25 protein-coding genes are annotated in these 26,154 nt (G+C 62.2%); 8 read left to right on the top strand and 17 right to left on the bottom strand.

Going from position 1 to position 26,154, the window contains the following annotated elements:
• Positions 1-18 precede the first annotated feature (18 nt).
• On the bottom strand, positions 19-1,371 hold the full coding sequence (locus tag VWZ85_RS19890; protein ID WP_416589463.1) for a hypothetical protein: 1,353 nt from the start codon (positions 1,369-1,371) through the stop codon (positions 19-21).
• 264 nt (positions 1,372-1,635) lie between these two features.
• Between VWZ85_RS19890 and VWZ85_RS19885 the strand changes: the two genes are divergently transcribed.
• Positions 1,636-2,019: a thiol-disulfide oxidoreductase DCC family protein gene (locus VWZ85_RS19885; protein WP_340546189.1), complete on the top strand. Its 384-nt coding sequence runs from the start codon at positions 1,636-1,638 to the stop codon at positions 2,017-2,019.
• A gap of 10 nt (positions 2,020-2,029) precedes the next feature.
• Here VWZ85_RS19885 and VWZ85_RS19880 read toward each other — a convergent pair whose 3' ends face one another.
• The 4 genes from VWZ85_RS19880 to VWZ85_RS19865 all read right to left on the bottom strand — a co-directional run bounded on the left by VWZ85_RS19880 (position 2,030) and on the right by VWZ85_RS19865 (position 3,780).
• Positions 2,030-2,281, bottom strand: a complete 252-nt coding sequence (locus VWZ85_RS19880; protein WP_416554841.1) for a DUF6455 family protein — start codon at positions 2,279-2,281, stop codon at positions 2,030-2,032.
• Between the two features lies 1 nt (position 2,282).
• Positions 2,283-2,576 (bottom strand): DUF6455 family protein, encoded by a 294-nt coding sequence (locus VWZ85_RS19875; RefSeq protein WP_340546191.1) that lies wholly within the window; start codon positions 2,574-2,576, stop codon positions 2,283-2,285.
• A gap of 95 nt (positions 2,577-2,671) precedes the next feature.
• A complete protein-coding gene (locus VWZ85_RS19870) occupies positions 2,672-3,058 on the bottom strand; it encodes a YigZ family protein (RefSeq protein ID WP_416589462.1) in 387 nt (128 codons plus the stop codon).
• A complete protein-coding gene (locus tag VWZ85_RS19865; protein WP_340546193.1) occupies positions 3,055-3,780 on the bottom strand; it encodes a M48 family metalloprotease in 726 nt (241 codons plus the stop codon). Before VWZ85_RS19865 ends, VWZ85_RS19870 begins: the two co-directional genes overlap by 4 nt.
• Before the next feature lie 149 nt (positions 3,781-3,929).
• Here VWZ85_RS19865 and VWZ85_RS19860 point away from each other — a divergent pair, with 149 nt between their 5' ends.
• Complete coding sequence (locus VWZ85_RS19860) at positions 3,930-4,184, top strand: hypothetical protein (protein WP_340546194.1); 255 nt, start codon at positions 3,930-3,932, stop codon at positions 4,182-4,184.
• 64 nt (positions 4,185-4,248) lie between these two features.
• On the opposite strand, the gene VWZ85_RS19855 is transcribed toward VWZ85_RS19860, so the two are convergent.
• Entirely contained in the window at positions 4,249-4,545 is a 297-nt protein-coding gene (locus VWZ85_RS19855; protein WP_416589461.1) for a DUF167 domain-containing protein, read from the bottom strand.
• A 211-nt stretch (positions 4,546-4,756) separates the two neighbouring features.
• On the opposite strand from VWZ85_RS19855, the gene VWZ85_RS19850 reads away from it, so the two are divergent.
• Both VWZ85_RS19850 and VWZ85_RS19845 read left to right on the top strand, forming a co-directional pair.
• A complete protein-coding gene (locus VWZ85_RS19850) occupies positions 4,757-5,335 on the top strand; it encodes a nitroreductase family protein (protein WP_416589460.1) in 579 nt (192 codons plus the stop codon).
• Positions 5,332-6,036: an EI24 domain-containing protein gene (locus VWZ85_RS19845; RefSeq protein WP_340546196.1), complete on the top strand. Its 705-nt coding sequence runs from the start codon at positions 5,332-5,334 to the stop codon at positions 6,034-6,036. The genes VWZ85_RS19850 and VWZ85_RS19845 overlap by 4 nt, the downstream gene beginning before the upstream one ends.
• A 98-nt stretch (positions 6,037-6,134) precedes the next feature.
• Here the strand turns inward: VWZ85_RS19845 and VWZ85_RS19840 are convergent, their stop codons facing one another.
• Together VWZ85_RS19840 and mce are read right to left on the bottom strand one after the other, a co-directional pair.
• The gene (locus VWZ85_RS19840; RefSeq protein ID WP_340546197.1) at positions 6,135-6,410 is read right to left on the bottom strand and encodes a DUF1467 family protein; all 276 of its coding nucleotides are present in this window, start codon (positions 6,408-6,410) and stop codon (positions 6,135-6,137) included.
• A 57-nt stretch (positions 6,411-6,467) separates the two neighbouring features.
• Positions 6,468-6,872: a methylmalonyl-CoA epimerase gene (gene mce, locus VWZ85_RS19835; protein ID WP_340546198.1), complete on the bottom strand. Its 405-nt coding sequence runs from the start codon at positions 6,870-6,872 to the stop codon at positions 6,468-6,470.
• A 222-nt stretch (positions 6,873-7,094) separates the two neighbouring features.
• Here mce and VWZ85_RS19830 point away from each other — a divergent pair, with 222 nt between their 5' ends.
• Entirely contained in the window at positions 7,095-7,814 is a 720-nt protein-coding gene (locus tag VWZ85_RS19830) for a response regulator (protein WP_340546199.1), read from the top strand.
• A 1-nt stretch (position 7,815) separates the two neighbouring features.
• Positions 7,816-7,956, top strand: coding sequence for a hypothetical protein (locus VWZ85_RS19825; protein ID WP_340546200.1), 141 nt, complete (start codon positions 7,816-7,818; stop codon positions 7,954-7,956).
• 285 nt (positions 7,957-8,241) lie between these two features.
• On the opposite strand, the gene VWZ85_RS19820 is transcribed toward VWZ85_RS19825, so the two are convergent.
• From VWZ85_RS19820 to VWZ85_RS19800, 5 genes are all read right to left on the bottom strand, one after another.
• Positions 8,242-9,501 carry a DUF1501 domain-containing protein gene (locus VWZ85_RS19820; RefSeq protein ID WP_416589459.1) on the bottom strand — a complete coding sequence of 420 codons (1,260 nt, stop codon included), beginning with the start codon at positions 9,499-9,501 and terminating at the stop codon, positions 8,242-8,244.
• Between the two features lie 13 nt (positions 9,502-9,514).
• Complete coding sequence (locus tag VWZ85_RS19815) at positions 9,515-10,924, bottom strand: DUF1800 domain-containing protein (protein ID WP_416589458.1); 1,410 nt, start codon at positions 10,922-10,924, stop codon at positions 9,515-9,517.
• A 212-nt stretch (positions 10,925-11,136) separates the two neighbouring features.
• Positions 11,137-12,921 carry an aspartate--tRNA ligase gene (gene aspS, locus VWZ85_RS19810; protein ID WP_340546345.1) on the bottom strand — a complete coding sequence of 595 codons (1,785 nt, stop codon included), beginning with the start codon at positions 12,919-12,921 and terminating at the stop codon, positions 11,137-11,139.
• Positions 12,922-13,292: 371 nt separating this feature from the next.
• On the bottom strand, positions 13,293-13,946 hold the full coding sequence (locus VWZ85_RS19805) for an aminotransferase class IV family protein (protein WP_416589457.1): 654 nt from the start codon (positions 13,944-13,946) through the stop codon (positions 13,293-13,295).
• Positions 13,889-15,043 carry an aminodeoxychorismate synthase component I gene (locus VWZ85_RS19800; RefSeq protein WP_416544184.1) on the bottom strand — a complete coding sequence of 385 codons (1,155 nt, stop codon included), beginning with the start codon at positions 15,041-15,043 and terminating at the stop codon, positions 13,889-13,891. The genes VWZ85_RS19805 and VWZ85_RS19800 overlap by 58 nt, the downstream gene beginning before the upstream one ends.
• A gap of 188 nt (positions 15,044-15,231) precedes the next feature.
• On the opposite strand from VWZ85_RS19800, the gene carB reads away from it, so the two are divergent.
• Positions 15,232-18,591 carry a carbamoyl-phosphate synthase large subunit gene (gene carB / locus VWZ85_RS19795; protein ID WP_416589456.1) on the top strand — a complete coding sequence of 1,120 codons (3,360 nt, stop codon included), beginning with the start codon at positions 15,232-15,234 and terminating at the stop codon, positions 18,589-18,591.
• Between the two features lie 226 nt (positions 18,592-18,817).
• Here carB and VWZ85_RS19790 read toward each other — a convergent pair whose 3' ends face one another.
• The 4 genes from VWZ85_RS19790 to VWZ85_RS19775 form a co-directional block, all read right to left on the bottom strand.
• Positions 18,818-19,531 carry a trypsin-like serine peptidase gene (locus VWZ85_RS19790; protein ID WP_340546206.1) on the bottom strand — a complete coding sequence of 238 codons (714 nt, stop codon included), beginning with the start codon at positions 19,529-19,531 and terminating at the stop codon, positions 18,818-18,820.
• A gap of 600 nt (positions 19,532-20,131) precedes the next feature.
• Positions 20,132-23,176 carry an efflux RND transporter permease subunit gene (locus VWZ85_RS19785; RefSeq protein WP_416539127.1) on the bottom strand — a complete coding sequence of 1,015 codons (3,045 nt, stop codon included), beginning with the start codon at positions 23,174-23,176 and terminating at the stop codon, positions 20,132-20,134.
• 11 nt (positions 23,177-23,187) lie between these two features.
• Positions 23,188-24,231, bottom strand: coding sequence for an efflux RND transporter periplasmic adaptor subunit (locus VWZ85_RS19780; RefSeq protein WP_340546208.1), 1,044 nt, complete (start codon positions 24,229-24,231; stop codon positions 23,188-23,190).
• 3 nt (positions 24,232-24,234) lie between these two features.
• Positions 24,235-24,750: a MarR family winged helix-turn-helix transcriptional regulator gene (locus tag VWZ85_RS19775; RefSeq protein WP_416544186.1), complete on the bottom strand. Its 516-nt coding sequence runs from the start codon at positions 24,748-24,750 to the stop codon at positions 24,235-24,237.
• 208 nt (positions 24,751-24,958) lie between these two features.
• Between VWZ85_RS19775 and VWZ85_RS19770 the strand changes: the two genes are divergently transcribed.
• Positions 24,959-26,083: a beta-ketoacyl-ACP synthase III gene (locus tag VWZ85_RS19770; protein ID WP_416589455.1), complete on the top strand. Its 1,125-nt coding sequence runs from the start codon at positions 24,959-24,961 to the stop codon at positions 26,081-26,083.
• Positions 26,084-26,154: the final 71 nt, after the last annotated feature.

Genomic DNA, 26,154 nt, shown 5'->3' with positions numbered 1-26,154 from the left:
CCCCCGAACGCCGGGCAGCTATTGTGCCCGTAGCGCCTCTACCTCTGCTTCATCTTCGATTGATTGAACACTGACGTCCGTTTGTGTTTCCCGAATTCTTGGCGCAGGTTTCCTCCACGGAGACAGGTCTTGGCCAACCTCTCGATAGAATTTTGGAACGATGGTCTCAAGCTCTGCGATAAAATTTGTTTGCTGGGTAAATTTTGCTCCCAACCGCTTTGCAACGTAGATATGAAAACTGACAACTTGAAGCCCGTTTTTGTCTTTCTCGCAGCGGTCGGGATCGGCAACCAATTCCGTTAAGGGAAAATGGGTGTCTTCGCTGCGACCCGGCCAAGTCATGCGAACAAACAGATCGTCAGTGGCGTCGCTTCTCAATTGTCGCAGCAACCAATTCAAACGGGCTTTCGACGACTTCTTGTCCTCAGGCGCTCTGAGTGTCATTCCCGCTTCAATTGTCCGGCGGTTAAGATCTGCTACGACCTCCAGAGGTGCGGCAGCATTGGGGATGTCAAAGCAGATTTGTAATTGATGAGTTTCCCTCAGCTGGTTCAATTCGTCTTTATGGCGGTCTGTCGGATTTCTAGCGTGTTTTCTGTTCAGGCGCTCTTTTACGCTTGCCTCCGTCTGCCTGCTCAAGATCAAGGAAAGATCTTTCGTTTCCTGATGCCAGGCTTCCAATACGGCGACAGCCTCCGACGATTTTGCCAGTATCTTGCCACCCGCAGAGACCAGCTTGTTTAACTCTCCCCATTCCGGCGGCATTCGATCGAAACCACGAATACCCGCGCTTTCATGGGTCAGAAACCGCCTCAGCTCATTCAGCAGCACACGCTGATCATCGTCGGCCACGCCGTCATTGCTGATCAGCAAATCCACAGCCGTCAGAACAAACATCCATGACCAATGAAAAACAGGGATCTTAGAGCGGCTTTTGCGCACATCTTCTAGCGGATGGTTCGCAGGCAAGGTCGCAAACTGATTGGAAATTGTGATGACGCAGTCGATTCCGTTATCCTTGGCGAGGTTCCGATATTTTTCAATCTGCTCTGCTGTCAGCGGATTATTCCCAATCTTCGCCTCCACCATAGCGCGCCATTCGCGTGAGCCAGTTCTCACAATGATCAACCCATCAGGGCGGTCTTTGCCCCCACCTTCTTGGCCGTGAAAAACAACCTCGGTAAATGTCTCGACCGACGTTCGTTTTCCCGCTCTCTGCCCCAGAGAGGCCAGAAGCTCCGATGCAAGTTCCTCAACTTTCGAGAGGCAAGCGAGAAGAATTGAGGTTGTGCGGCCCTCTTTGGAGTTGTTGGACAGAACCGGGAAAAGGCGCGCAGGCTCTCCTTGTTTTAGATATTCTGGTCTGTCCATGGTGCCTCCAAGCCGCTCTCGTAATAAGGTGGTATTATCATTTTATACAATCCTGGAGTGATTTTGCACAACTTTAGATTTATTGCAAAGGTTGGATAGACCGCAGCAACATTACCCCTTGCCGCGTTGTTGGTTGGACGGGGTGGACCGGGATGGATTGTGGCGCGTGGAGTTTTTGTGCTGCCTGTGACCATCTGCCCTTCGTCCGGCGGCGCGGCGCCGCTATATCGTCAGGTATCAGTGTTCAGAAAAGAGGCACCCACCATGCCGACCCCTCAGGATGACAGCACGGAGGTTCTCTACAACGGGGAATGTCCGGTGTGCAGTATCGAGATCCGCCATTATGCCAATCTGGCGGAGCGGCGGGATTTGCCGCTTAGGTTTGATGATCTGAACTCGCAGGATCTGGCGCTGTGGGGCGTGGATGCCGATAGCGCGGCGCGACGGCTGCATGTGCGCCATCGGGGCGAGGTGCTGAGTGGCATCCCGGCGTTTCTGGTGCTTTGGGCGCAGATGCCGGGATATCGCTGGGTCGCACGGATCGTCGGGTTGCCCGGTCTGCGCCAGCTTGCATCGGCGGCATATGATCACCTTCTGGCGCCGACGCTCTATCGCTGGCACCGCCTGCGGCAGCGTCGCGGGTCGTAGCTGCGATACGTCAGTCGCGCAGCACCATCAGCTGATCGGCATTGCGGCAGCCGGACATCGGCGCCTGTGATCGCTCGCGGGTGGCAAGGAAGGCCTCGCAGTGCAGGGTCGCGTCGCAGCTGCGGCAGCGGGTGATCATCGCGGCCCAGTCCTCGGGAGGGATCCGGCCTGCGGCCAGCGCAGCGCTCAGCTCAACCCCCGCAGCCTGCCCCATCCGGGCCATCAGGCGCAGGTGATGGAGCGGATCGCCCAGCGGCCGCATCCTAGCGCTCCTGCTCTGTCTCCGCATCGTTCAGAAAGGCCAGCAGATCGCGGTTGCGGCAGAAATCCGGCGCGTCGGCGCCTGGGCGGCCCCCCTTCGCCAGCCAATTTCGGCAGGCACCGACGCCGCCGCAGCGGGTGCAGCGCAGCACCGCCTCGGCGATCTCGTCAAATCTCAACCGGCCCGAGATGGCTTCTTCCTGTAGGTCCAGCCCCACGGTTGTGGCCATGCTGTCGAAAAGATCGGCATGGGTCTTCAGGTTGTCCCTGCGGCTCTGATCGGTGTAGGTGGTCATCTCGGCGCCCTCGGAAATCATTCATTCTGAGGGCAGCTTAGCCATCTCCGGCGCATTGCGATTTGATGCAGGTCAAAAGGGCGCGCACCCGGCGGTCAGCTGCTCCCGGCCGGGTCGAGATAGGCGCGCACCGCGTCCTGAACCCGGCGAAACCGGTCGCCGCCCAGTTTCTTGCCGCCATACCAGCGGGTGACGATGATCAGGTGATCGCAGAGCCCCTCGCGCTCCATCATGCGCAGGATGACCATACCGGCGCCGCTTTCGCCGTCATCGGCCTTCAGCGCGCCGGTGGGCAGCTGCGCGGCCCAGGTGTTATGGGTCGCCTTGGCATAGGAGCGGTCGGATTTCAGCGCCGCCAGCACGGCGTCGATCTGCTCGCGGCTGGTGACCCGCGCACCGCTGACCGCATAGCGCGAGCCGCGATCGGTCAGCACGACGCCCAGCTGCCTCAGCGAGGCGACGGCTTGGTCCAGATCGCTCAATTCAGGTTATATTTCTGGATCGTCTGATTGACCACGCGCACCCGGTCCGGGTTGGCCGGATGTGTGCCCAGAAAGCGATCCCCCGGATCCGGCAGCCGGTTGAAGAAGCGCACCCCGATGCTGGGACGATACCCGGCCTTATGGGTGATGATGGTACCCAGCTCATCCGCTTCCAGCTCGAAATTCTTCGAATAGGTGCGCGCGCCGACCACCGCGCCAAGATCCTGGGCGCGGGCCACATCCGCCGCGCTGGCGCCAGAGACGCTGGCAAGTCCCGCCAGCAGAATCGAGCCTGCCACCGCGCTTTGTCGTTTGCGCGCCAGATGGCCGCGAATATGGTGGGCGGCCTCATGTGACATTACAAAGGCCAGCTCATCCCGATTGGCAATCTGCCCCAGCATCCGCTGGGTGAAGGTGATCACCGGACGCCCGGACCGGTCCTGGCTCTGATAGGCATTTGGCGGGGCATTGGGGTTGGGGTCGATGCGGATCAGGAAATCACAGTTCAGACCCGGCGCACGCGCCCGGCATTCCCGTTCAGAGACGGGCTCGACCACGCGGGTGACCGCCGCAAAGGCGCTGCGCCCCTCGGCCGGGGACAGGCCCTGAACCGGCGCGCCAGAGGGCCGCGCGGTGGGCGCAGACCCGGTGTCAACCACAACATCACAGGCCGCAAGACCCATGGTGATGGCACATCCCATCAACAGCAACACCCGACGCATGACATCTCCTTTGCTTTGTCTGTGCCATCTTATCGCGACAGCGGACCGAGGATCAATTGCATGAAGCTCCGGCGGCTGCAATCTGCTGCAAGATCACGTGATGCGACAAAGCCTTGTCAGCGGGGGCGGCCCGGTGGCAAGCTGGGGACATGTTTACCATTGAGCATGAATTCGACGCCACCGTCGTTACGCTCGTCGATGACGAGGCCACCCCGCTGATGGAAGATGTCTCCATCAATATTTTCACAGAATGCGTCACGGTCGAACAGCTGGACCCGCGCACCGACCGGGTTCAGACAATCACCCTGTCGCACAATCAGGTCCGCGATCTTGCTGCGGCGCTGGATCTGCCTGAGGGGGTCTATCGCTTTGCCCGCGATGATGAACCCGAGGCAAAGGGCTGAGATCCATCAGGAGCTGGTGAGGGCGGGCCCCATGGTTGGCGGCGCAGGCCCCGACCCGGAGACCTCAGGGGCGGTAGGCAAAGACCTTCTCCCGAGAGGTCGCGCCGCGCAGCAGTGTCAGCTGCGAGGGGGCAATACCCATCGCGCGGGCCAGCAGCAGCTGCACCGCAGCCGTGGCCTTGCCGTTCTCGGGCGCTGCCGTCACGGTGATCTTGAGCACACCCGCCTGCCCGCAGCTCTCCGCCCCGGCACGGATAACGGCGTTGCGCGACGCTTTTGGCGTGACGCGGACGGCAATCTCTGCACCGGCGATGGCCAGATGGCTGAGATCGGGGAGGTCTTTCTGCTTTGGCTTGCCCATAGCGGGGTGATCGCGCGGATTGCGGGCAAAATCCATAGACTTTGGCGCTACGACCGGGATATTTCCTGCCTCACACCTCATGTTTGGATCCGGCTGCGGTCCGTGCCTGTCCCCGCTCCGGGCAGGCCAGCTCTGCCAAATTCTCGGATCCCCCTTGAAATCCCGCGCCGCCCTGCCGACATGGGGCGATAGATGTAAAAAGGTTTCACATATGCCCCCTCGCAATGATGCAGCCCTGGCGTTTCTGTTGTCGCGCCGTTCCCGCCCGGCCAAGACGCTGGTGGCCCCGGCCCCAAGCCGCGAGGCGCTGATGCCGCTGTTGACCGCAGCCGCACGCACGCCCGATCACGGCAAGCTGGAGCCCTGGCGTTTCATCGTGATCGAGAAACCCGCGATGGCGCGGCTGGCAGAGCTGACCGGCAAGGCAGGCGAACGACTGGGCAAATCGGCCGAGGATATTGCCAAGGGCCGCAGCCAGTTTGAACTGGGGCAACTGGCGGTCGCCGTTGTGGAGATCCAGAAGGCCAGCCCGAAGATCCCGCCCATCGAGCAGACCTACTCCGCCGGGGCCGTCTGCCTGGCGCTGTTGAACGCGGCTCTTGCGGCCGGCTGGGGCGCCAACTGGCTGTCAGGCTGGGCCAGCCATGATCCCGAGTTCTGCGCCGAAGCCTTTGGCCTGCAGTCGCATGAGCGGATTGCGGGCCTGATCCATATCGCCACCGAAACCAACACACCGCCGGACCGCCCCCGCCCTGATCTGGCGACGCTGACCACCTGGATGGACCAATGATTCTGACAGATTTCTCAAAGGCGCTGAGCCAGATCGGCGATCCCCGCTTTCGCCGGGTTCTGTTTCTGGGCATTGGCCTGACCGTCGCGCTGCTGGTGCTGGCCTATGCGGCGTTTCTGGCATTGATCCAATGGCTGGTTGGCCCGGATGCGACGCTACCGCTGATCGGCCCGGTCACCTGGGTCGATGATCTTCTTTCGATCACCTCGCTGCTGCTGATGCTGGTGCTGTCGGCGTTCCTGATGGTGCCCGTGGCCTCGGCGATTACCTCGATGTTTCTGGATGAGGTCGCACAGGCGGTAGAAGATCGCCACTATCCCGGCCTGCCACCGGCGACCAAGACACCGTTCTGGGATGGCGTGCGCGATACCATCAATTTTCTCGGCGTTCTTGTCGTCGCCAATGTGCTGGCGCTGGTGCTTTACGTGATGCTTGCCCCCTTTGCGCTGTTTATCTTCTGGGGGCTGAACGGGTTCCTTCTGGGGCGGGAGTATTTCACCCTCGCCGCGGCTCGGCGCATTGGCCTGCCGGAAGCCAAACGGCTGCGGCGCAAGCATCTGGGCGCGGTCTGGATCGCCGGTGTGCTGATGGCCATGCCGCTGTCGATTCCGCTGGTGAACCTGCTTATCCCGATCATCGGGGCGGCGACCTTCACCCATCTCTTCCATCGGCTGACCCGGCACGAACTGTCGGCAGGCTGAGCCGCGCGGAGCAAACCGGGGCGGCAAACCGGAGGACAAACATAAAACAGGCGGACCCTTGCCCGCCTGTTATGATGCCAAAGATATGCTGCGCCAGGTTATTCGGGATCCGGCAGCCGGTCGAACCAGTCAAAATCATTCACCGTGATCCAGCCGCTAAGGATGATCGTTGCAACGATCGCCCAGATGACGGCAGCGGCAATGGTGGTGATCACGGCCTTCTGCTTTAGATAGTGATGCTCGGGCGCACCGGCGTGGGTGCCGGGCACGATCTCGCCAAGGTCGCCCTGCGTCTGAATGCGGATCGGGATCACGATCAGGAACGTCATGAACCAGATCACCGCATAGAGAACCAAACCGGATGTCACACCCATGATAGCTGTCCTTCTGAGACCCCCGCCCCACTGCGGAGGGTTAAGGGGCAGATAGCGTCAAACCTGTTCCAATTCCACCAGGCAGCCGTTGAAATCCTTCGGATGCAGGAAAAGAACCGGTTTGCCATGGGCGCCGATCTTGGGTTCGCCCGATCCAAGCACCCGCGCGCCTTCGGCCTTGAGCCGGTCGCGGGCCGCCAGGATATCATCCACCTCGTAGCAGATGTGGTGAATGCCCCCGGCCGGGTTCTTTTCCAGAAACCCCGCAATGGGAGAAGTGTCGCCCAGAGGGTAGAGCAGCTCGATCTTGGTATTGGGCAGTTCGATGAACACGACGGTGACGCCGTGATCGGGCTCATCCTGGGGGGCGCCGACCTTGGCGCCGAGGGTGTTGCGATACTGTGCCGAGGCGGCATCAAGGTCCGGTACGGCAATTGCGACGTGGTTGAGGCGGCCAATCATGGTGCGGTCTCCTGAGTGAACTGATTGCCAAGACTTATCAAAGAGCCATGGCCTGCGGACAAGTGCGCCAATCCGCGCGGCAGAATATTTCCTGCAATAACGCTTCGTTGCGTCGATTTTTGCGCGGTAATTCCATTCAACCCTAGGCTGCGACCTGGATGTTAACCAGCTGTTAGCCCCGTTTCCCTAGCGTTGAGTCGTATCCAGTCAGGAGCCTTAGTCATGGACGATTCGGAACTGTTTGCTGCTGCCCACCGCCTGCCCACCACCAAACGACCTTTGTTGGGGCTGACCATTCTTGTGGTGGAAGACAGTCGATACGCCTGCGAGGCGATGCGTCTGCTGTGCCTGCGCAGCGGTGCGCGAATCCGCCGGGCCGATTGTCTGAAATCCGCCCACCGGCATCTGAAGGTCTACCGCCCCTCGGTCGTTATTGCCGATCTCGGCCTGCCCGATGGGTCGGGCGCCGATCTGATCCGCTCCATGGCGGAGGCCTCGCCGCGTGTCGGCGTGATCCTCGGGATCTCCGGTGATGAAGCAGGTGAGGCGATGGCGATGGACGCCGGGGCCGATGGGTTTCTGGCAAAACCGATCACATCGCTCGCCGCATTCCAATCCGCGATCCTGTCGCGCCTGCCCGCCGAACGCCAGCTCTCCGGCCCCAACCAGCTGACCGATGAGGTGATCGAGCCGGATCTCCTCGCCTTTCAGGATGACATGTCCCATGCCGCAGAGGTGCTGAACGAAGCTGAGGAAGGGCAGACATTGGACTATGTTGCGCAGTTCCTTGGTGGTGTGGCCCGCAGCGTTGGCGACTCACATCTGGCAGGAGCCGCCGCAGATCTGGCCGATGCCCGCAGCAGCGGACGCCCCGTTGCCGCCATTGCCGCCCGTGTCGCCGGGCTGGTTCAGGAACGTCTGAAACAGAAAGTCGCCATCTGAGATGATCGAAATCGTTCTCATCGCCTCAACCACTTTGGGCATTGTCCTATATCTTCAGGCGCGGTTCTCGGCCCGTGAAATCCGCCGTAACCGCGACCGGACATTGGGATCGCTGGTCATCCTTGATCGCAGCGACCGCTGATCTGCCGCGCCACGGGATCACCTGATCCTGGCTGACAGGTCACCCCGTCCGCACCCTTGCTGACAGATCGTTGGGCGAGCATCCTTGCTGACAGGTAGCCCGGTCAGTCTATTGGATGACAGATCGCACGGTCGGTATCGCGGTCGGCAAATGCGCAGCACCCACATAGCGGCGCAAGGCGACAGATCGCGCGAGCCGACACACTCTCGGCCCCGCTCCCATTGATCGCTGACTGGCGGCCCACTGGCGGAGCCGCAAGCCGCCGCAGCGGTCAGCGCATCCCCGTCAGCGCCGCAGCACCCCCGGCTCAGCGCCCAGCTCGACGCCGGGAAAAACCACATCTGCAATCTGCTGGGCGTCGGTGCCGATCATACCGCGCATGATCCAGCCCATATGGGCCCGCACATCACCAGTGGGCATCAGATCACGGCGATCAAACAGCGCCGCCTCCTCAAGACCCGGCCACAGCCCGTGAACCCGGCCACCCCGGATCGCGCCACCGGCAAGCACCATCGCACCGCCGGTTCCGTGATCGGTGCCGCTGGTCCCGTTTTCGCGCACGGTGCGGCCAAATTCGGTCATCGCCACCACTGCGGTTTTGTCCCAGATCCCCGGCCCAAGATCGCGGTACAGTGTCAGAATGGTATCGGACAGGCGCCCCAGCGCCCGTGTGAGCGCGCCGGTCTGACGGTTGTGCGTATCCCAGCCGTTGATCGAGAAAGCCGCAATCCGGCTGTCACCGCGCAGCTGCTGGGCCGCATAGCTGGCAATCCGCTGATGTGGTCGGGATCGTGCCTTGGCCTGCCCCATGCTTCCCGTTGCCTCTGCGCTCCCGGCGCCGTCCGCATCCATGGGTGCGCTGTCGGCAAGGTCGAGCGCCTCTGCCAGAGCGGCATGAAACAGCGGATCCTGCTCCATCATCAGACCGGCCAGACGTTCGGCCTGCGGGCTGAGAGCCATTTCCGCATCCGGCGACCAGTCGGACACCGGGGCCACGCCCTGCAACAGTTTCATTTCCCCCTGCCCGATGGCAAAGGCGGTGCGCGCCTCGACACCGGGCGTGATCTGCAACAGCCGGTTCAGCCATCCGTCGCGGCGCTGGTGCAGCCCCGGCGTCCCGGCTTCCAGCAGATCCTGACCGTCAAAATGGCTGCGCTTGTCGCGATAAGGCGTTGATACCGCGTGAATAAACCCGAGCTGCTCCGCCCGCCACAACGGCATCAAGGGGGCAAGTCCCGGATGCAGGGAAAAATAGCCATCCAGATCGAGCCCGCCATTTTGCGGCCCTCCCCTGAGGCTCGACCGCAGGCCGGCATAGGCCGGATCACCATAGGGCTGGACCACATCGATGGCATCCATGCCGCCGCGCAGGATGATCACCACCAGCCGGCTGTCCCAGGGGGCCGCAGCAAAGCTCACGGGGGTCAGCAGCGGGCTTGCCGCCAGCGAACAGCCAATCAGACCGGAGCGGGCGAGGAAACCGCGCCGGGTCAGGCCAGAGGGGCGGGATGGGCCAGTGAACCCATGACGCGGTGTCTTGGTCATCTCGATCTCCCTCTCAACGCCGCTGAAAGGCGGGTGAGGCCAGGATCAGTCCTATCGCCTCCCGCTCGGTTTCGGCAGCTGTTGCGACGAACCGCAGCTGCGCGGTTTCCCGGCCGCCAAGGGCGCTTCGCAGCAGCTGAAGCGGCGCGGGCAATGGTCCCGGCCCCTGCGCCATCACCTGCGCCGGCACCGACATGCACCAGCGCAGCCGCTCCGCCAGAGCCTGCGGCGTGATCCAGGTTGCATCGGCCTCGGGCCAGCCGTCGGGACCGTTGGAGACCTCCCAGCGCTGGCCCATGCGCTGCATCGGACGCAGGAAGAACCGGTTGACCTGCGCCCGGCTCAGCCCGGTCAGCGCGGCAGCTGGCAACGCCAGCGCCCGACAGGCCGAGGCGAGATAGGCAAAGGGCGGTTTGACGTTTTCAAGGTCAGGTTGCCAGGCCGCCGGATGCTCCAGCAGCGCCGCATAGACCTGCGTCAGATCCCCCGATGTCGCCCGGTAGCGGGCCGCCAGATGGGCGACCAGTGCCGGGTCCGGCGTGTCACGGGTGAAATGCACCGCCAGTTTATGCGCCAGATGATCCGCCGTGGCCGGGTGGCGCGCCAGATCCCGCAGCGCCTGTTTGATCGCAGCCAGACCGGTGACCTCGGCATCGTAGCGCTTTCCCAATAGGGTCTCAGCCCCCGGCTCGGCCCATCCCGGCGCAAATTTGAAGCCCTCGGTGGTGTCGTAGATCATGCCGGTGAACAGCTCGGCCAGCTGGCGCACATCCCGTTGCGTATAAGGCCCGCCAACGCCGAGCGTGTGCAGTTCCAGCACTTCGCGCGCCAGATTCTCATTGAGCCCGACCACCCGCCCCTGACGCTGCGCGACCCGTTTGGCGCGGCGGCTGTTGGGGCCGGTGGACCGGTGCTGGTCCAGGTAATGCAACATCAGCGGGCTGGTCACAGCCGCAATCAGCAGATCCTCGAACCGCGCGGCAATATGCGGGCGGATCGACGTCTCGACATAGGGGGTGGCAGCGTAGCGCAGCGCGGCAATCTTGCCCTGCGCGGTGAAGTGATCCGCCCAGAACAGGGCAAGCCGTTCGCGAAACCCATGCGGCGTTGTCACGCAGCGCAGCAGCCGTCGAACGAACCAATCCGCCTGATGGTCCCGCATCAGGGCGCGCTGGTGTTTCAGATCCCTGTCGCGCATCTCGAAATCCGGGCTGCCAGCGGCCGCCTTGCGGGCGCGGCGGGCGGCGGAATAGGCCCGAGCATCCGCCAGCGCAGCGTCAAACCCTGGGATCGGCCAGGTCTGCGCCGCATGATCCGGGGCCTGAAGGTCAGCAAGCAGCCGCTCCGGCCCGGCGGCAGGGGCATGCAGCGGCGACAGGCCGCAGCCGAAACGGATCTCCGCCAATTCCCCGTCAAAGCGCATCGCTTTCCCCGCTCATGAGCTGTTGCAACCCGACAAGAGTAGGATATCGCGGCGCCGACACCAGCTGAATTTCCTCAGGCACGCAACTCTCTGCTCATGGGCGCACTGCGGGCCGCCAAGATCGCGCCACAACTCGACGGAGCTGCGATGCCCGCCGAATCAAAACAGGCCCGGACATCTGTCCGGGCCTGTTTCAGACTGACCTCCAGTGGTTACTGGTCCTGTGGAATCACCCGCAGCCCCAGCTCCATCAGCTGCTCGCTCAGCGGTTCCGACGGGGCCGACATCATCAGATCTTCGGCGCGCTGGTTCATCGGGAACATGATGACCTCGCGGATGTTGGCCTCGTCGGCCAAGAGCATTACCATGCGGTCGATACCGGCCGCGCAGCCACCGTGCGGCGGGGCGCCGTACTGGAAGGCGTTGACCATGCCGCCAAAGCGTTTTTCGACCTCTTCCTTGCCGTAGCCCGCGATTTCAAAGGCCTTGAACATGATCTCCGGCTTGTGGTTCCGGATCGCGCCGGAGACCAGCTCGTAGCCGTTGCAGGCGAGGTCGTACTGGTAGCCCTTCACGGCCAGCGGATCGGACAGCAGCGCGTCCATACCGCCCTGCGGCATCGAGAACGGGTTGTGCTCAAAGTCGATCTTGCCGGTTTCCTCGTCCTTCTCGTAGATCGGGAAATCGACGATCCAGGCAAAGGCAAAGCGGTCCTTGTCAATGAGGCCCAGCTCCTCGCCGATGACGGTGCGGGCCTTGCCCGCTACGCCTTCAAACGCCTTCGGCTTGCCGCCGAGGAAGAAGGCCGCGTCACCAACGCCCAAGCCCAGCTGCTGGCGGATCGCCTCAGTGCGCTCCGGCCCGATGTTCTTGGCCAGCGGGCCAGCCGCTTCCATCCCGTTGTCGCCGTCGCGCCAGAAAATATAGCCCATACCCGGCAGGCCTTCGCCCTGGGCAAACTTGTTCATCCGGTCGCAGAACTTGCGGGAGCCGCCGGTCGGTGCCGGGATCGCGCGCACTTCTGTGCCTTCGTTTTCCAAGAGATTTGCAAAGATCGCGAACCCAGACCCGCGGAAATGCTCGGAACAGTCCTGCATCTTGATCGGGTTCCTGAGGTCCGGCTTGTCGGTGCCGTACCATTTGGCGGCATCCTTGTAGGAGATCTGCGGCCAGTCATGCGCCGGGTCGACCTTGCGGCCGCCGCCGAATTCCTCGAACACGCCCGCCATCACCGGCGCGATGGTGTCGAACACATCCTGCTGGGTGACAAAGGACATTTCCATGTCGAGCTGGTAAAAATCCGCAGGCGAGCGGTCGGCGCGCGGGTCCTCGTCGCGGAAGCAGGGCGCGATCTGGAAATACTTGTCAAAGCCCGACACCATCATCAGCTGCTTGAACTGCTGCGGCGCCTGCGGCAGCGCATAGAATTTGCCCGGATGCAGGCGCGACGGCACCAGGAAGTCGCGCGCGCCCTCGGGGGAGGAGGCGGTGATGATCGGGGTCTGGTATTCGTTGAAGCCGATGTCCCACATGCGGTTGCGGATCGAACGGATCATGTTGGAGCGCAGCACCATGTTGCGCTGCATCTTCTCGCGGCGCAGGTCCAGGTAGCGGTAGCGCAGGCGGGTTTCCTCCGGGTATTCCTGCTCGCCGAACACCATCAGCGGCAGTTCCTCGGATTTGCCCAGCACCTCGATATCGCGGATAAAGACTTCGATCTCGCCGGTGGAGATTTTAGGGTTCACCAGGCTCTCATCACGGGCCATGACATTGCCGTCGATGCGGATACACCATTCGGAGCGGACCTTCTCGATCTCGGCAAAGACCGGGCTGTCCGGGTCGGCCATGACCTGGGTCACACCGTAATGGTCGCGCAGGTCGATGAACAACAACCCGCCATGGTCGCGGACGCGGTGGACCCAGCCCGACAGGCGGACGGTTTCACCGACGTTGGATTTGTTCAGTTCTGCGCAGGTATGGCTGCGATAGTCGTGCATGGGGTGACCTTTCATTATACCGGTCTCATGTCCGGGAGGGCCGTCAATCGGGAAATGCGCCAGAACGGCGCGGAATTCGTCCGGGGTGGTACACTAGGTTGCGACGCCGTTGTCAAGCAAACTGGGCGGATTCGGCAGCCGCGAGCCCCCAATAGTGCCTGTTGCGCGCCCGAGCGAGGGCCTCCCGCCCTCTACGGTCTCATCGCGGACGCGCTGAGACCTCCGACGTTGGGCCGGGCGCCGTGCCTCTGGCACGGCGTTGGTTGCGTTCTGCGGAACCGCAGCGCACCCAATGGTGCGCTGCCACGCCCAAAGGGCAAGGGCCCGCTGGCGTCAGCCAGAAGGGCGGCTTGTCCGCGGGAGCGCCCCCGTCACACCAGACGTGCCGGGATCAGCCCGCGCAGGGAATTGCCCATATGGATGGCCTTGGCACACCTGAGGTCCTCAAGACGCAGCACCGCCTCCGTGCATTCCTCCCGCTCCAGCATCACCTGCCGCAGGATACCCGGCAGCAGACCGCAGCTGAGCGGCGGCGTGATCACCTGCCCGTCCGGGCGGGTTACAAAGATATTGGTGATGGTGCCCTCGCAAACCTCGCCCTGCTCGTTCAGGAACAGGAGTTCATCCACGCCTTCCGGCAGCGCGGCCCGCGCGGCATCGTAGAGCGCGCGGCGGGTTGTCTTGTGCTGAAGCCACATGTCGTCCGCTTCCAGCCGAGTCTCCGCGACCCCCAGCCGCCATTCAGAAGGCGTGCCGCCCAGCGGAGCCGTGGTCAGCGCCAGTTGGCCAGCAGCATCCAGCGTCAGGCGGCAGCGCAGCGGCACCGTATCGGTGGCTTCCGCCAGAACCGCCTCCGCCCGCTTTGGATCGAAAGCGATCCCGAACAGGGCCGCGCTGCGCGCCATCCGGGCCAGATGCAGCCGCAGGTGACGAAAGCCCTGCCCCGGATGCCAGCCCAGCGTCTCGATCAGGCCGAAAGCGGGATCGTTCTGGAGGGTGTCACGCGGGCAAAGCGGGCTTTCCATAGGGCTTCCTCATATTCTGCATCTGCGGTGCTGTCCCAGACCACGCCACCGCCCACATTGAGCGTCGCGCGGCCCGCGTCCAGCATCAGCGTGCGGATTGCCACATTGAATTCTGCCCGGCCGTCCGGCGCCGCCCAGCCGATGGTGCCGCAATAGATGTCGCGCGCCCAGGGTTCCAGTTCCGCGAGGATTTCCATCGCGCGAATCTTGGGGGCGCCGGTGATGGAACCGCAGGGAAACAGCGCGGCAAAGATCTCCGCAAGCCCCGCGTCGGGCCGCAATCTGGCGCGGACGGTGGAGACCATCTGATGCACCGTGGCGTAGCTCTCTACCGCAAACAGCTCCGGTACATGCACAGACCCGGTCTCGGCGACGCGTGAGATATCGTTGCGCAAGAGGTCCACGATCATCAGGTTTTCGGCGCGGTTCTTCTCATCCTGGCGCAGAAAGTCGCGGCGGCGGGCATCCTCCAACGGATCGTCGCTGCGCGGCTGGGTGCCCTTCATCGGGCGGGTCTCGATGCCCCCTTCTGCATCGGTGCGGAAAAACAGCTCTGGCGAGCGTGACAACAGGTCCGGCAGCCCCTCCTGTTGGACCAAGGCACCGTGGCCGACGGCCTGTCTGGCCTGAAGCGCGGCATAGATGTCTTCGGATGTCCCATAAGCGTCGGCATCAATCGGGAAGGTCAGGTTGGCCTGATAGATATCGCCCTGGCCAATGTTGCGGTTCACCTCTGCGAAGGCTTCGGCGTAGCGGTCAAAAGTCCAGCGGGGGGTAATTCCTTCAAGACCAGCTTCGCTTTCCGCCTGCGGTCGGGTCCGGCCCCCAATGTTCTGCGCTCGCGGTTCCGCATAGACCCCAAAACAAATCAGCGGCAGCCGCCGCCCCGCAGGCATCCGGCCCGCCAGTTTTGGCTCCAGCGCATAGCCCAGCTCATAGGACGCATAGCCCGCCAGCCAATGGCCGGCGTCGCGCGCCGCATCCAGCGCCGCCAGCGCGGCAGGCACGTCTTCGGCCCGCTCTGCGCGGATCATGCGCAGCGGCGTTTCAAAACATGTCCCGGCCCCCATCGGCCCCTGATCAAAGCGAATCCGCACGTCAGCCTGCTCCGTCGTTATGACCTCTCCACATATATCCGTTCGCTATGCGAACAAAACCCACGGATGCGGCATTTCCAATTCGGTTTCCGATCCCCCTTGAACCTTTCGGTGCGGTCCCTATAACGCAGGACAATTTGGGCGCACGGGGGTGCCCATGACTCGCGCAAATCAGAGGGATTCAGGCCATGCCGAAAAGAACCGATATCCAATCGATCATGATCATTGGTGCGGGGCCGATCATCATCGGCCAAGCCTGTGAGTTTGACTACTCCGGCGCGCAGGCCTGCAAGGCGCTTCGTGAAGAGGGCTACCGGGTCATTCTGGTGAACTCCAACCCGGCAACGATCATGACCGATCCGGGTCTGGCGGATGCCACCTACATCGAGCCGATCACCCCGGAGGTGGTCGCCAAGATCATCGAAAAGGAACGTCCCGATGCGCTGCTGCCGACCATGGGGGGACAGACCGGTCTGAACACCGCACTGGCGCTGGAAGAGATGGGTGTGCTGGCGAAATTCAACGTCGAGATGATCGGCGCCAAGCGCGAAGCCATTGAAATGGCAGAAGACCGCAAGCTGTTCCGCGAAGCGATGGACCGGCTTGGACTGGAAAACCCCCGCGCCACAATCATCACCGCCCCGAAGAAAGCTAACGGCAGCGCGGACCTGGATGCAGGCGTGCAGATGGCGCTGGACGAGCTGGAAGACATTGGCCTGCCCGCGATCATCCGCCCGGCCTTTACCCTTGGTGGCACCGGCGGTGGCGTCGCCTATAACCGCGAAGATTACATCCATTTCTGCCGCTCCGGCATGGATGCCTCGCCGGTCAATCAGATCCTCGTGGACGAGAGCCTGCTGGGCTGGAAAGAATATGAAATGGAGGTGGTGCGCGACACCGCCGACAACGCGATTATCGTCTGCTCGATCGAGAATATCGACCCGATGGGCGTGCACACCGGTGATTCGATCACCGTGGCCCCGGCGCTGACGCTGACCGACAAAGAATACCAGATGATGCGCTCTGCCTCGATTGCGGTGCTGCGCGAAATCGGCGTGGAAACCGGCGGCTCCAACGTCCAATGGGCGGTGAACCCTGAGGATGGCCGCATGGTGGTGATCGAGATGAACCCGCGTGTGTCGCGGTCCTCGGCGCTGGCGTCCAAGGCAACCGGCTTCCCGATTGCCAAGATTGCGGCCAAGCTGGCGGTTGGCTTTACGCTGGATGAACTGGACAATGATATCACCGGCGTGACACCGGCGTCGTTTGAGCCGACGATCGACTATGTTGTGACCAAGATCCCGCGCTTTGCCTTCGAGAAATTCGCAGGCTCCGAGCCCTATCTGACCACGGCGATGAAATCCGTGGGTGAGACCATGGCCATTGGCCGCACGATCCACGAGAGCCTGCAAAAGGCGCTGGCGTCCATGGAGACCGGTCTGACCGGCTTTGACGAGGTTGCCATTCCCGGCGCCGAGGATGGCACCGATGGCAAGGCTGCGGTGATCAAGGCCATCAGCAAGCAGACCCCCGACCGGATGCGGACCATTGCCCAGGCGATGCGGCACGGGTTGTCGGATGATGAAATCCAGGCCGTCACCAAGTTCGATCCATGGTTCCTGGCCCGGATCCGCGAAATCGTGGAGGCCGAGGCCGAGATCCGCGCCGAGGGCCTGCCAAAGGATGAGCATGGGTTGCGCCGGGTCAAGATGCTGGGCTTTACCGATGCCCGCCTTGCGAAACTGACCGACAAGAGCGAGACCGAGGTGCGCCGCGCCCGCCGTGATCTGGGCGTCAAGGCCGTCTTCAAGCGGATCGACACCTGCGCCGCCGAATTTGAGGCCCAGACGCCTTATATGTATTCCACCTATGAGGCCCCGGCCTTTGGCGATGTGGAATGCGAGGCCCGGCCGAGCGACCGCAAGAAGGTTGTCATTCTGGGCGGTGGCCCAAACCGGATCGGCCAGGGGATCGAGTTCGATTACTGCTGCTGCCATGCCTGTTTCGCGCTGACCGACGCGGGCTTCGAGACCATCATGATCAACTGCAACCCGGAAACGGTGTCGACCGACTATGACACCTCGGACCGGCTGTATTTTGAACCGCTGACCTTTGAGCATGTGATGGAAATCCTCACCAAGGAGCAGGAAAACGGCACCCTGCACGGGGTGATCGTGCAGTTCGGCGGCCAGACCCCGCTGAAGCTGGCCAATGCGCTGGAAGAGGAAGGCATCCCGATCCTTGGCACCTCGCCCGACGCCATCGACCTGGCCGAGGACCGCGAGCGGTTCCAGGCGCTGGTCAACCAACTGGGGCTCAAGCAGCCGCATAACGGCATTGCCTCGACCGACGCGCAGGCGATTGAAATCGCGGCTGAAATCGGCTTCCCGCTGGTGATCCGCCCGTCCTATGTTCTGGGTGGCCGCGCGATGGAGATCGTGCGCGATATGGACCAGCTCAAGCGCTACATCGCCGAGGCGGTCGTGGTCTCCGGCGACAGCCCGGTTCTGCTCGACAGCTATCTCTCGGGCGCGGTGGAGCTGGATGTGGATGCGATTTGTGATGGCACCGACGTGCATGTCGCAGGCATCATGCAGCATATCGAAGAGGCCGGGGTTCACTCTGGGGACAGTGCCTGCTCGCTGCCGCCTTACTCGCTGTCCAAAGAGGTGATCGCCGAGGTCAAGACCCAGACCAACGCATTGGCCAAGGCGCTGAATGTGGTTGGCCTGATGAACATCCAGTTCGCGGTCAAACCTGACGCCGACGGCAATGACGTGATCTACCTGATCGAGGTCAACCCGCGGGCCTCGCGCACCGTGCCCTTTGTGGCGAAATCCACCGACAGCGCCATCGCCTCGATCGCGGCGCGTGTCATGGCGGGTGAGCCGCTGTCGAACTTCCCTAAGCGGCCGCCCTATGAGCCGGACGCAGGCTATGACGTCAACGTGCCGATGGCGGATCCGATGACCCTGGCCGACCCGGACATGCCGTGGTTCTCGGTCAAGGAGGCGGTGCTTCCCTTTGCCCGCTTCCCCGGCGTCGACACCATCCTCGGCCCCGAGATGCGCTCCACCGGCGAAGTCATGGGCTGGGACCGCAGCTTTGCCCGCGCCTTCCTGAAGGCGCAGATGGGGGCTGGCATGGTGCTGCCATCCTCGGGCCGGGCCTTTATCTCGATCAAGGATGCCGACAAGGGCACTTTGATGCTGGACGCCGCAAAAATCCTAGTGGAACAGGGCTTTACCCTGGTTGCCACACGCGGCACCCAGAGCTGGCTGGATGAGCACGGCGTGCCCTGCGAACTGGTCAACAAGGTCTATGAGGGGCGCCCTCATGTGGTGGATATGCTGAAGGACGGCAACGTCCAGCTGCTGATGAACACCACCGAAGGCGCGCAGGCGGTTGAAGACAGCAAGGAGATGCGGTCCGTCGCGCTCTATGACAAGATCCCCTATTTCACCACCGCAGCCGGTGCCAATGCCGCCGCCCGCGCGATCAAGGCGCAGGCAGAAGGTGACGTTGAAGTGAAGAGCTTGCAGGGCTGATCTGCCGAGGCTGGCAGAGATCGAACCTATTGGAAGGCCCCGGACCTGCGTCGGGGCCTTTTCTTTTGCCCTCGCCGCAACAGGCGGCCTGCTGGGAGGGCTGGGCAAAGGTTCGGACATAGGAAAACCCCGGAGCCGAGGCTCCGGGGTTTTTGGCTGATCAGGGATGGCCCGCCTCCTACAAACGCTTTTGTGGGAAACGGAGCGGAGGCCGGACAGCCCGTGCTCAGCCCGCGCGGCGCATCAGCGCACGCAGCGATCCATCAAATGGGGTGGCCAGTGAAACCCGTTTGCGACCCATCTGCGCCTTGGCAGAGATCACCGAGACCAGCCGCGGGGTGCCGCCCGGACGCATCTGCAACACTGGCGAGCCGGAGGCGCCATATTCGACACGGCAGGAGGTCACCAGCGTCGCGCTGCGGGTGGACAGGATCTGGCAGTCTTTTTCGCGGGCCGGTCGGGTGGCCTGGTTCACGGTATAGGACAGTACATCCACGCTTTCCCCCGGTGTCGGCGCAGCGGCAAGCACGAAGGGGCGGATCTCGCTGCCGGAGATCGGGCGGTCCAGACGCAGCACCGCAATATCGCTGCCCGCTGCGCTGTTGCTGGACCAGCTGTGACGATAGCCGGGATGAACAACAGCCTTCACCACACGGCGTGACGCCTTGGCCCGGCGGCCATTGAGGCCCGCCTCGAACTTGATATTGCGCGGGTTTACCGCCTGCCCGGTCTGCGGATTATAGAGACAATGTGCGGCGGTCAGCACCAGATTTGGCGCGATGAGGCTGCCGGTACACATATTGCGCCCGCCAATATTAAGCCGTCCGACAGCTTCCCAGCCCTCGACGGCGCGCACGCCTGCGGATTGCGCCTCGGCAGGGAGGCTAAAGGTTGTACTCGAAATAAAGGCGGCGGCGATAAGTCCGATAATGCGTTTCATGGTCCACTCCAGTTTTTCCCACATCGCCATCATCAGGGTCTGCTGGGGCTGGAATGCGGCTTGGAGTTGTAGGGAGCTGTCAGAAAGAGGTGCAGAATGTGACGTGATTAACATCCGGTTAACGCGGCCGATATTTGCGGCCATCACTGCGCCACATCTCTATATTTTCCTTAACCTTCCTGAACACTTTTAGAATAATTCCACTTAAACACATGAATAATTGTAACTTTTCCAGCAAGGAATTTGGTGCGTTTTTTCCTGTGTCTGCTGATGTCGCATCGGAATTTGGAAAGGAATCATCGGGATTGAGGCGGAATTGGGTCGGCCATTTCCCCAATTGAGGCGCCACCGGGCGACTCGCTCAATGCGCGAAACTCTTAAGGCAGATGTCTGCCCTCCGCCTCTGCCTTGCCCCTGCCCTGACGGGCTGCGGGGGCCGCGATGGCAGGGTTCTCCCGTGATACCTGACGCCACTGCACGCATCATGCGGACGACACTCTGTCAGCCGCACAGGGTCGCGCACAACCTGAGCGAGATCATTCGCATTGAAAAAGCCCCGGTTCTGCAACCGGGGATTTTTCAGAGTTCAGCGGGGCGGGATCAGGCTGCGGCAGCCTGTTCGCGCTTTTCATCGCGGGCAAAGAAGATCAGGTAGAACACCGGCGCGGCCACCAGCGTGAGGATCGTGGCAAAGGCCAGCCCCCCCATGATGGTGATCGCCATCGACACGAAAAACGCGTCGGTCAGCAGCGGCACCATGCCAAGGATGGTTGTCACCGCCGCCAGCATCACCGGGCGCAGACGCGACACCGATGCCTCGACGATGGCCTCCCGCAGGGGTTTGCCCTCGGCCCGGACCAGATCGATTTCCTCAACCAGCACGATGCCGTTCTTGATCAGCATGCCAGAGAGGCTGAGCAGGCCCAGAAGCGCCGTGAAGGTAAAGGGCATACCGGTGCCAAGCAGACCAATCACCACCCCGTTGACCGACATCGGCACCAGCAGCCAGATGATAATCGGCTGACGGATCGCGTTGAACAGAAGTACCGAGATAAGAACCATGATCAGGATCGTCACCGGGAGCTGCTTGCCGAGGCTGGCATTGGCATCGGCTGAGTTCTCATGCTCGCCACCCCACTCCATGGTGTAGCCGGTCGGCAGCGACATCGCCTCGATGCTGTCCTTCACCTGGGCAAAGACGGTGGCTGCGGTCAGATCCGCCCGGATATCGGCACCAACGGTCAAGGTCGGCACCCGGTCCCGACGATGCACGAGGGTGTTCTCCACCACCACATCGACCCCGTCGACCATCTGCTCAAGCGGGATGAATTTGCCCGCCGCCTCTGAGAACACCAGCTGGTCCATCAAATTATAGGAGCTGTCGGCAGGTCGGCGCAGGACGATGGGGATCAGGCGGTCCCGCTCCCGGAACACGCCGGTGCGCAGACCGTCGGTCGAGAATTGCAGCGCATCAGCGATGGCATCGCGCGACACACCGGCTGTCTGTGCCCGATCGGTGGCATAGATCGGCTTCAGTGTGATCTCCTGCTCGCGCCAGTCCTGACGCACACTCAGGATGTCCTGCGACGCCTCTTGCAGCCGTTGCATGGCCTCGTCGCCCAGCTGGCGCAGCACGCGCGGATCAGGGCCGGCGAAACGGACCTCGATAGGCGCCCCCCCACCGGGGCCAAAGACCAGCCGCTTGGTGCGGAATTCGCCTTCGGGGAAGCGTCCCTGGCCGAAGTCCTCCAGATCCGCCTGCAGAGCCGGGATGCCCTCAAGGCTCGTTGCGCGGATGATCAGATGGCCATAGCTGGGGTTCGGGTCTTCGGAATCATAGGTCAGCATGAAGCGCGTGGCCCCCTGCCCGACAAAGGTCGCGACCGTCTCTACATCGTCCCGTTCGGCCAGCCAGTCCTCAAACACACGCATATGCTCGGAGGTTGTCGCAATCGACGTACCCTGCGGCAGCTTGTAATGCACAAAGAACAGCGGCGTGTTGGAGTTGGGGAAGAACTGCTGTTTCACCTGACCAAAACCGATGAAGCACAGCACCGTGATCGCAAACAGACCCGGCACCACAAGCCAGCGCAGCCGCAGGGACAGGCGCAGGATATTGCCATAGGTGCGGAACAAGAGGCCGGAATAGGCATCCTGATCGTCGCCGGTACCCTGTTTGAAAAAATAATGCCCCAGCAGCGGCGTCGCGGTCAGCGCCAGCAGCCAGCTGAGCAACAGCGAAATCCCGATCACCGCAAAGAGCGAGAACATGAATTCACCGGTTGAATCCGGGCTGAGACCAATCCCCGCAAAGGCCATGATCCCGATCACCGTCGCGCCCAGCAGCGGGATCTGGGTTTTCGATGCAGCCTCATGCGCGGCCTCGCGTGAGGTCCGGCCCCGGGCCATGGAGATCTGCATCCCCTCGGCCACGACGATGGCATTGTCCACCAGCATCCCCATCGCAATGATCAGCGCCCCGAGCGAGATCCGTTCCATTTCGATGGCGAAGATATTCATGAACATCAATGTGCCAACTACCGTCAGCAGCAGGGTGGCGCCGACAACAACAGCCGCGCGCCACCCCATGAAGACCGCCAGCACGATGACAACGATACTGACCGACATCGCGAGGTTCACGAGAAAGGCATTGGAGGCCTCGTCTACGACCACATGCTGCTGATAGATTGGCTTCAGCTCCACACCATAGGGGATCTGTGTGCTCAGCTCCGCCAGCCGTGCATCAACCCGCTGGCCGACCTCAACGATGTTTTCAGTCGCAAGGCCCGCAACCCCCATGGTAAAGGCCTCGACGCCGTCAAAACGAATGATCTGCGAGGGATCATCGAGGCGGCCGCGATGCACATCCGCCATATCGATGATATTGATGACCTCCCCCTGAGAGCCAATCGTCAGCCCGGCGATTTCCGTCACCGAGTCCGAGCCTTCCGGCGCGCTGATGCGTGTCTGGGCAGGCCCGTTGTCGACCTGACCGGCAGAGCGGACGGAATTGGCGGTGGCCAATGCGTTCGAAACCGCGCCAATCGGGATATTCTGGTTGACGGTAATCGCCATCTTCGGCTCGACAAAGATCGCCTCTTCCGGCAGGCCCGCGATTTCGACGTCGGCGACGCCATCAACGGCAAGAAGCTCTCGGCGCAGGAATGTCGCCAGCTGGTGGCGTTCGGCATCCGTGAAGCCTTCGGCGGTAACGGCGTAGAAGACCCCGAACACATCACCGAAACCATCGTTCACAAAAGGGTCGCTGACGCCGTCGGGCAGGTTCCGCGCCGCGTCTTCGACCTCTTTGCGCAGCTTGGTCCAGAGGCCCGGCAGTTCGGTGCCGTCAAAGGTGTCCTGCATTTCGACATCGATGCGCGACAGGCCCGGCTGGTTCATCGAGGTGATCTGCTTCACCTCCCCCATCTTCTGGATCGCTGATTCCAGTGGCTCTGACACTTCCAGCGCCACCTGCTCGGCGCTGGCGCCGGGGTATTGGGTAATGACCACAGCCTGTTTGATGGTGAAGGCCGGATCTTCGAGCCGCCCGAGGTTCAGGAACCCCCAGATACCGCCAAACAGGGCGGCCAGCATGATGATCCACGTATAAAGCGGCCGATTGATCGACCCGCGTGCAATATCCATCTGATCCGCCCTCAGTTGGTGAAGCCGGTGAAGCGACGCACGGCCGCCCCGTCAGCAAGCGCGCTGCCACCGGTCAGCACGATTTCTTCGCCACCGTTCAGCCCCGAGACGATCTCGATCTGGCCGCCGTCGGTGGCCGAGGTTTCGACCCTGGTCCAGGTGACGGTGCCCTCATCCGCGCCCTTGGGTGTAAATAGCATCACCCCGGTGTCGCCGTTGGCGGCGGGCACGATGGCGGTTGGCGGGACCACAATCGCAGACATTCCGGTATCTACGGTCACCCGCACAGAGGTCGAGGCCCCGGGGAAAATCTGGCGGTCCTCGGGCGGGTCAAGACGGAAGGTCACGCGATAGGTCTGGCCAACGCTGCTGGCCTCGGCGTCGAACTCAAGGATTTCCAGCGGGTAGGTCTTGTCGCTGCCGGGGAAGCTTGCCGTGATGGTCAGCGCGTCATTGTCCTCGCCTTGCTGGAACAGAACCTCGGGCACATCGACCTCGATATGCAGCTCCGACATGTCGTGCAGGCGCACAATCGGGCTGCCGGCGCTGACGGTGCTGAACAGGGCGACCTCACGGCTGGACACCAGGGCATCAAATGGCGCGTTCAGCGTTGCATGTTCCAGCGCATAATCGGCATCCCTGAGCGCAATGCGGGCCAGTCCGGCCTGGGTTTCGGCATCGTCGATGGAGACCTGGCTGACCGTGCCGGTCAGCTTTTCCAGCCGCGTGACGGTTCGGTCCGCCTGCTCTTTTTGCAGCTGGGCCTGTCCCAGTTTCAGCTCGAACGGCTCCAGATCCAACTCCGCGACCAGAGCCCCCTTTGGCAGGAAAGCCCCCTCAGTGACAGGGAATTTCACAACCTGTCCGCCGACCTGAAACGCCAGATCCACCGTCTCTTTTGCCGCGACCTGACCGAAGAACTCGCGCTGGATCGGCACCGCGCCTGAGCGTGTTTCCATCAGTTTCACGGGTTTCAGGACGTTCTGGGCCAGTGTTGGCGTGGCCACCAGTAGCAACGCGGCGACCCCGGCGATGACTCTCGAACTCAGCTGCATGGGTTACTCCTTCCGACGCGGCTTCGCGTCCGCTTTAATGACTGTGTCATGAATCTTGGCCGACAAGGCCGCAAATTGTTTGATTTCCTCCGGGTCCAAACCCGAAATACGTTGGAACAGATCCGTCATCGCCTCGACCAGATACTGGCGTTTGGCGGCGCCGTCGGGGGTGAGCGACAACAACCAGGCGCGCCTGTCCTGCGGATCCCTGCTGCGGCGGATCAGACCCTGCCGTTCCAGCCGGTCGGCGGCCGTGGTCACCGACGAAGGCACCGTCTGCAACATCCGCGCCAGCTCTCCCATCCGGCAAGGCGTGCCCAGACGCACCAGCACATGGCATTCCATCCGGCTCAGGTCTGGCAGGTCAACGGTGTCTTCGATGCAGGCGTCGATGCGCCAATAGAGCGCAAAGACACCCAGCATGGCGCAGACCTCCGGGCAGGTCTCAGCCTGATTGCCGTCCGTCGCGGTATCGCCGTCAGTTTGGGTGTCGCTGTCGTTGCCGGTTTGTCGAATCATACCACCATCGCCTTCATCGCGCATATACTTCAAATTTCGAACCATTCAAGGAGGGAAGCATTTTATTCATATCAACAATGCTCCGGGACGCCCTGATCAGGTTGACGTAGGGGCTGCGCCCGTAACGCCAAGGGCCTTGCCCTTGACCTCACTGGGGGAAGATGCCCAGATATGCAGCACTTTTGAAAACCACCCGAAGGTCCAGCTCATGTATACACCCGCCATCACCGGCACGGGCGTCTTTACGCCGTCACAGACGATCACAAACGCCGAGCTGGTCACAGCCTTCAATGCCTATGCCGATAAGGTCAATGCCGAGAACGCAGAGGCGATTGCAGCGGGTGAGATGGATCCTCTGGCGCATTCCTCCGAAGACTTCATCCTGAAGGCCTCCGGTATCGAACAGCGCTACGTGATGGACAAGAGCGGTATTCTTGATCCTGAGGTGATGCACCCGCTGCTGCGTCAGCGCAACGATGACGAGCCATCCATCATGGCCGAAATGGCACTGGATGCCGCCAAGAAAGCACTGAAACAGGCCGGCAAGACTGCGGCGGATGTCGACGCCGTCATCTGTGCGGCCTCCAATATGGAACGCGCCTATCCGGCGCTGGCAATCGAAATTCAGGATCTTCTTGGCATCGAAGGCTTTGCCTTTGACATGAATGTCGCCTGTTCCTCCGCCACCTTTGGGATTCAGGCGGCTGCCGATATGGTGCGCTCCGGCTCCATTCGGTCGGCGCTGGTGGTCAATCCCGAGATCTGCTCCGGCCATCTTGAGTGGCGCGACCGCGATTGCCATTTCATCTTTGGCGATGTGGCAACGGCCACCCTGATCGAGCGCAGCGAAGACGCCAGCGTCCCGCATTTCGAAATCCTGTCGACCCGCTGCGCCACCAGCTTTTCCAACAATATCCGCAACAACAATGGCTATCTGCGCCGGTCGCGCCCGGATGGGGTCGCAGATCGTCGGGACATGCAGTTCATGCAGAACGGGCGCAAGGTCTTCAAGGAAGTGCTGCCGATGGTCAGCCAGCATATTGCGGATCACATGGAGGCCGAGGGCGTCAGCAACACCGAGCTGAAACGGCTCTGGCTGCATCAGGCCAATAAGACGATGAACGATTTCATTGGCAAAAAGGTCCTTGGCCGCACGCCAGAGGCCGGTGAACAGCCCAATATCCTGCAGGATTACGCCAATACATCCTCGGCAGGGTCGATCATCGCCTTCTCCAAATATTCGGATGATCTGGCCGAGGGCGATCTGGGGCTGATCTGCTCTTTCGGTGCCGGTTATTCGGTGGGATCGGTGATCCTGCGCCGCGCGGCCTGAGCCTGCCGGACCAGTTACCAAACGAATTCGGGCCTGCCGATCCTGGCAGGCCCTTTTTCAGTCTCGCCTTC

This window comes from Phaeobacter sp. JH20_29 (genome assembly GCF_048056175.1).
GTDB classification, from domain to species: domain Bacteria; phylum Pseudomonadota; class Alphaproteobacteria; order Rhodobacterales; family Rhodobacteraceae; genus Phaeobacter; species Phaeobacter bryozoorum.
Note: the sequence above shows the minus strand (reverse complement) of the source record. Positions and strands in the feature narration are given on the sequence as shown.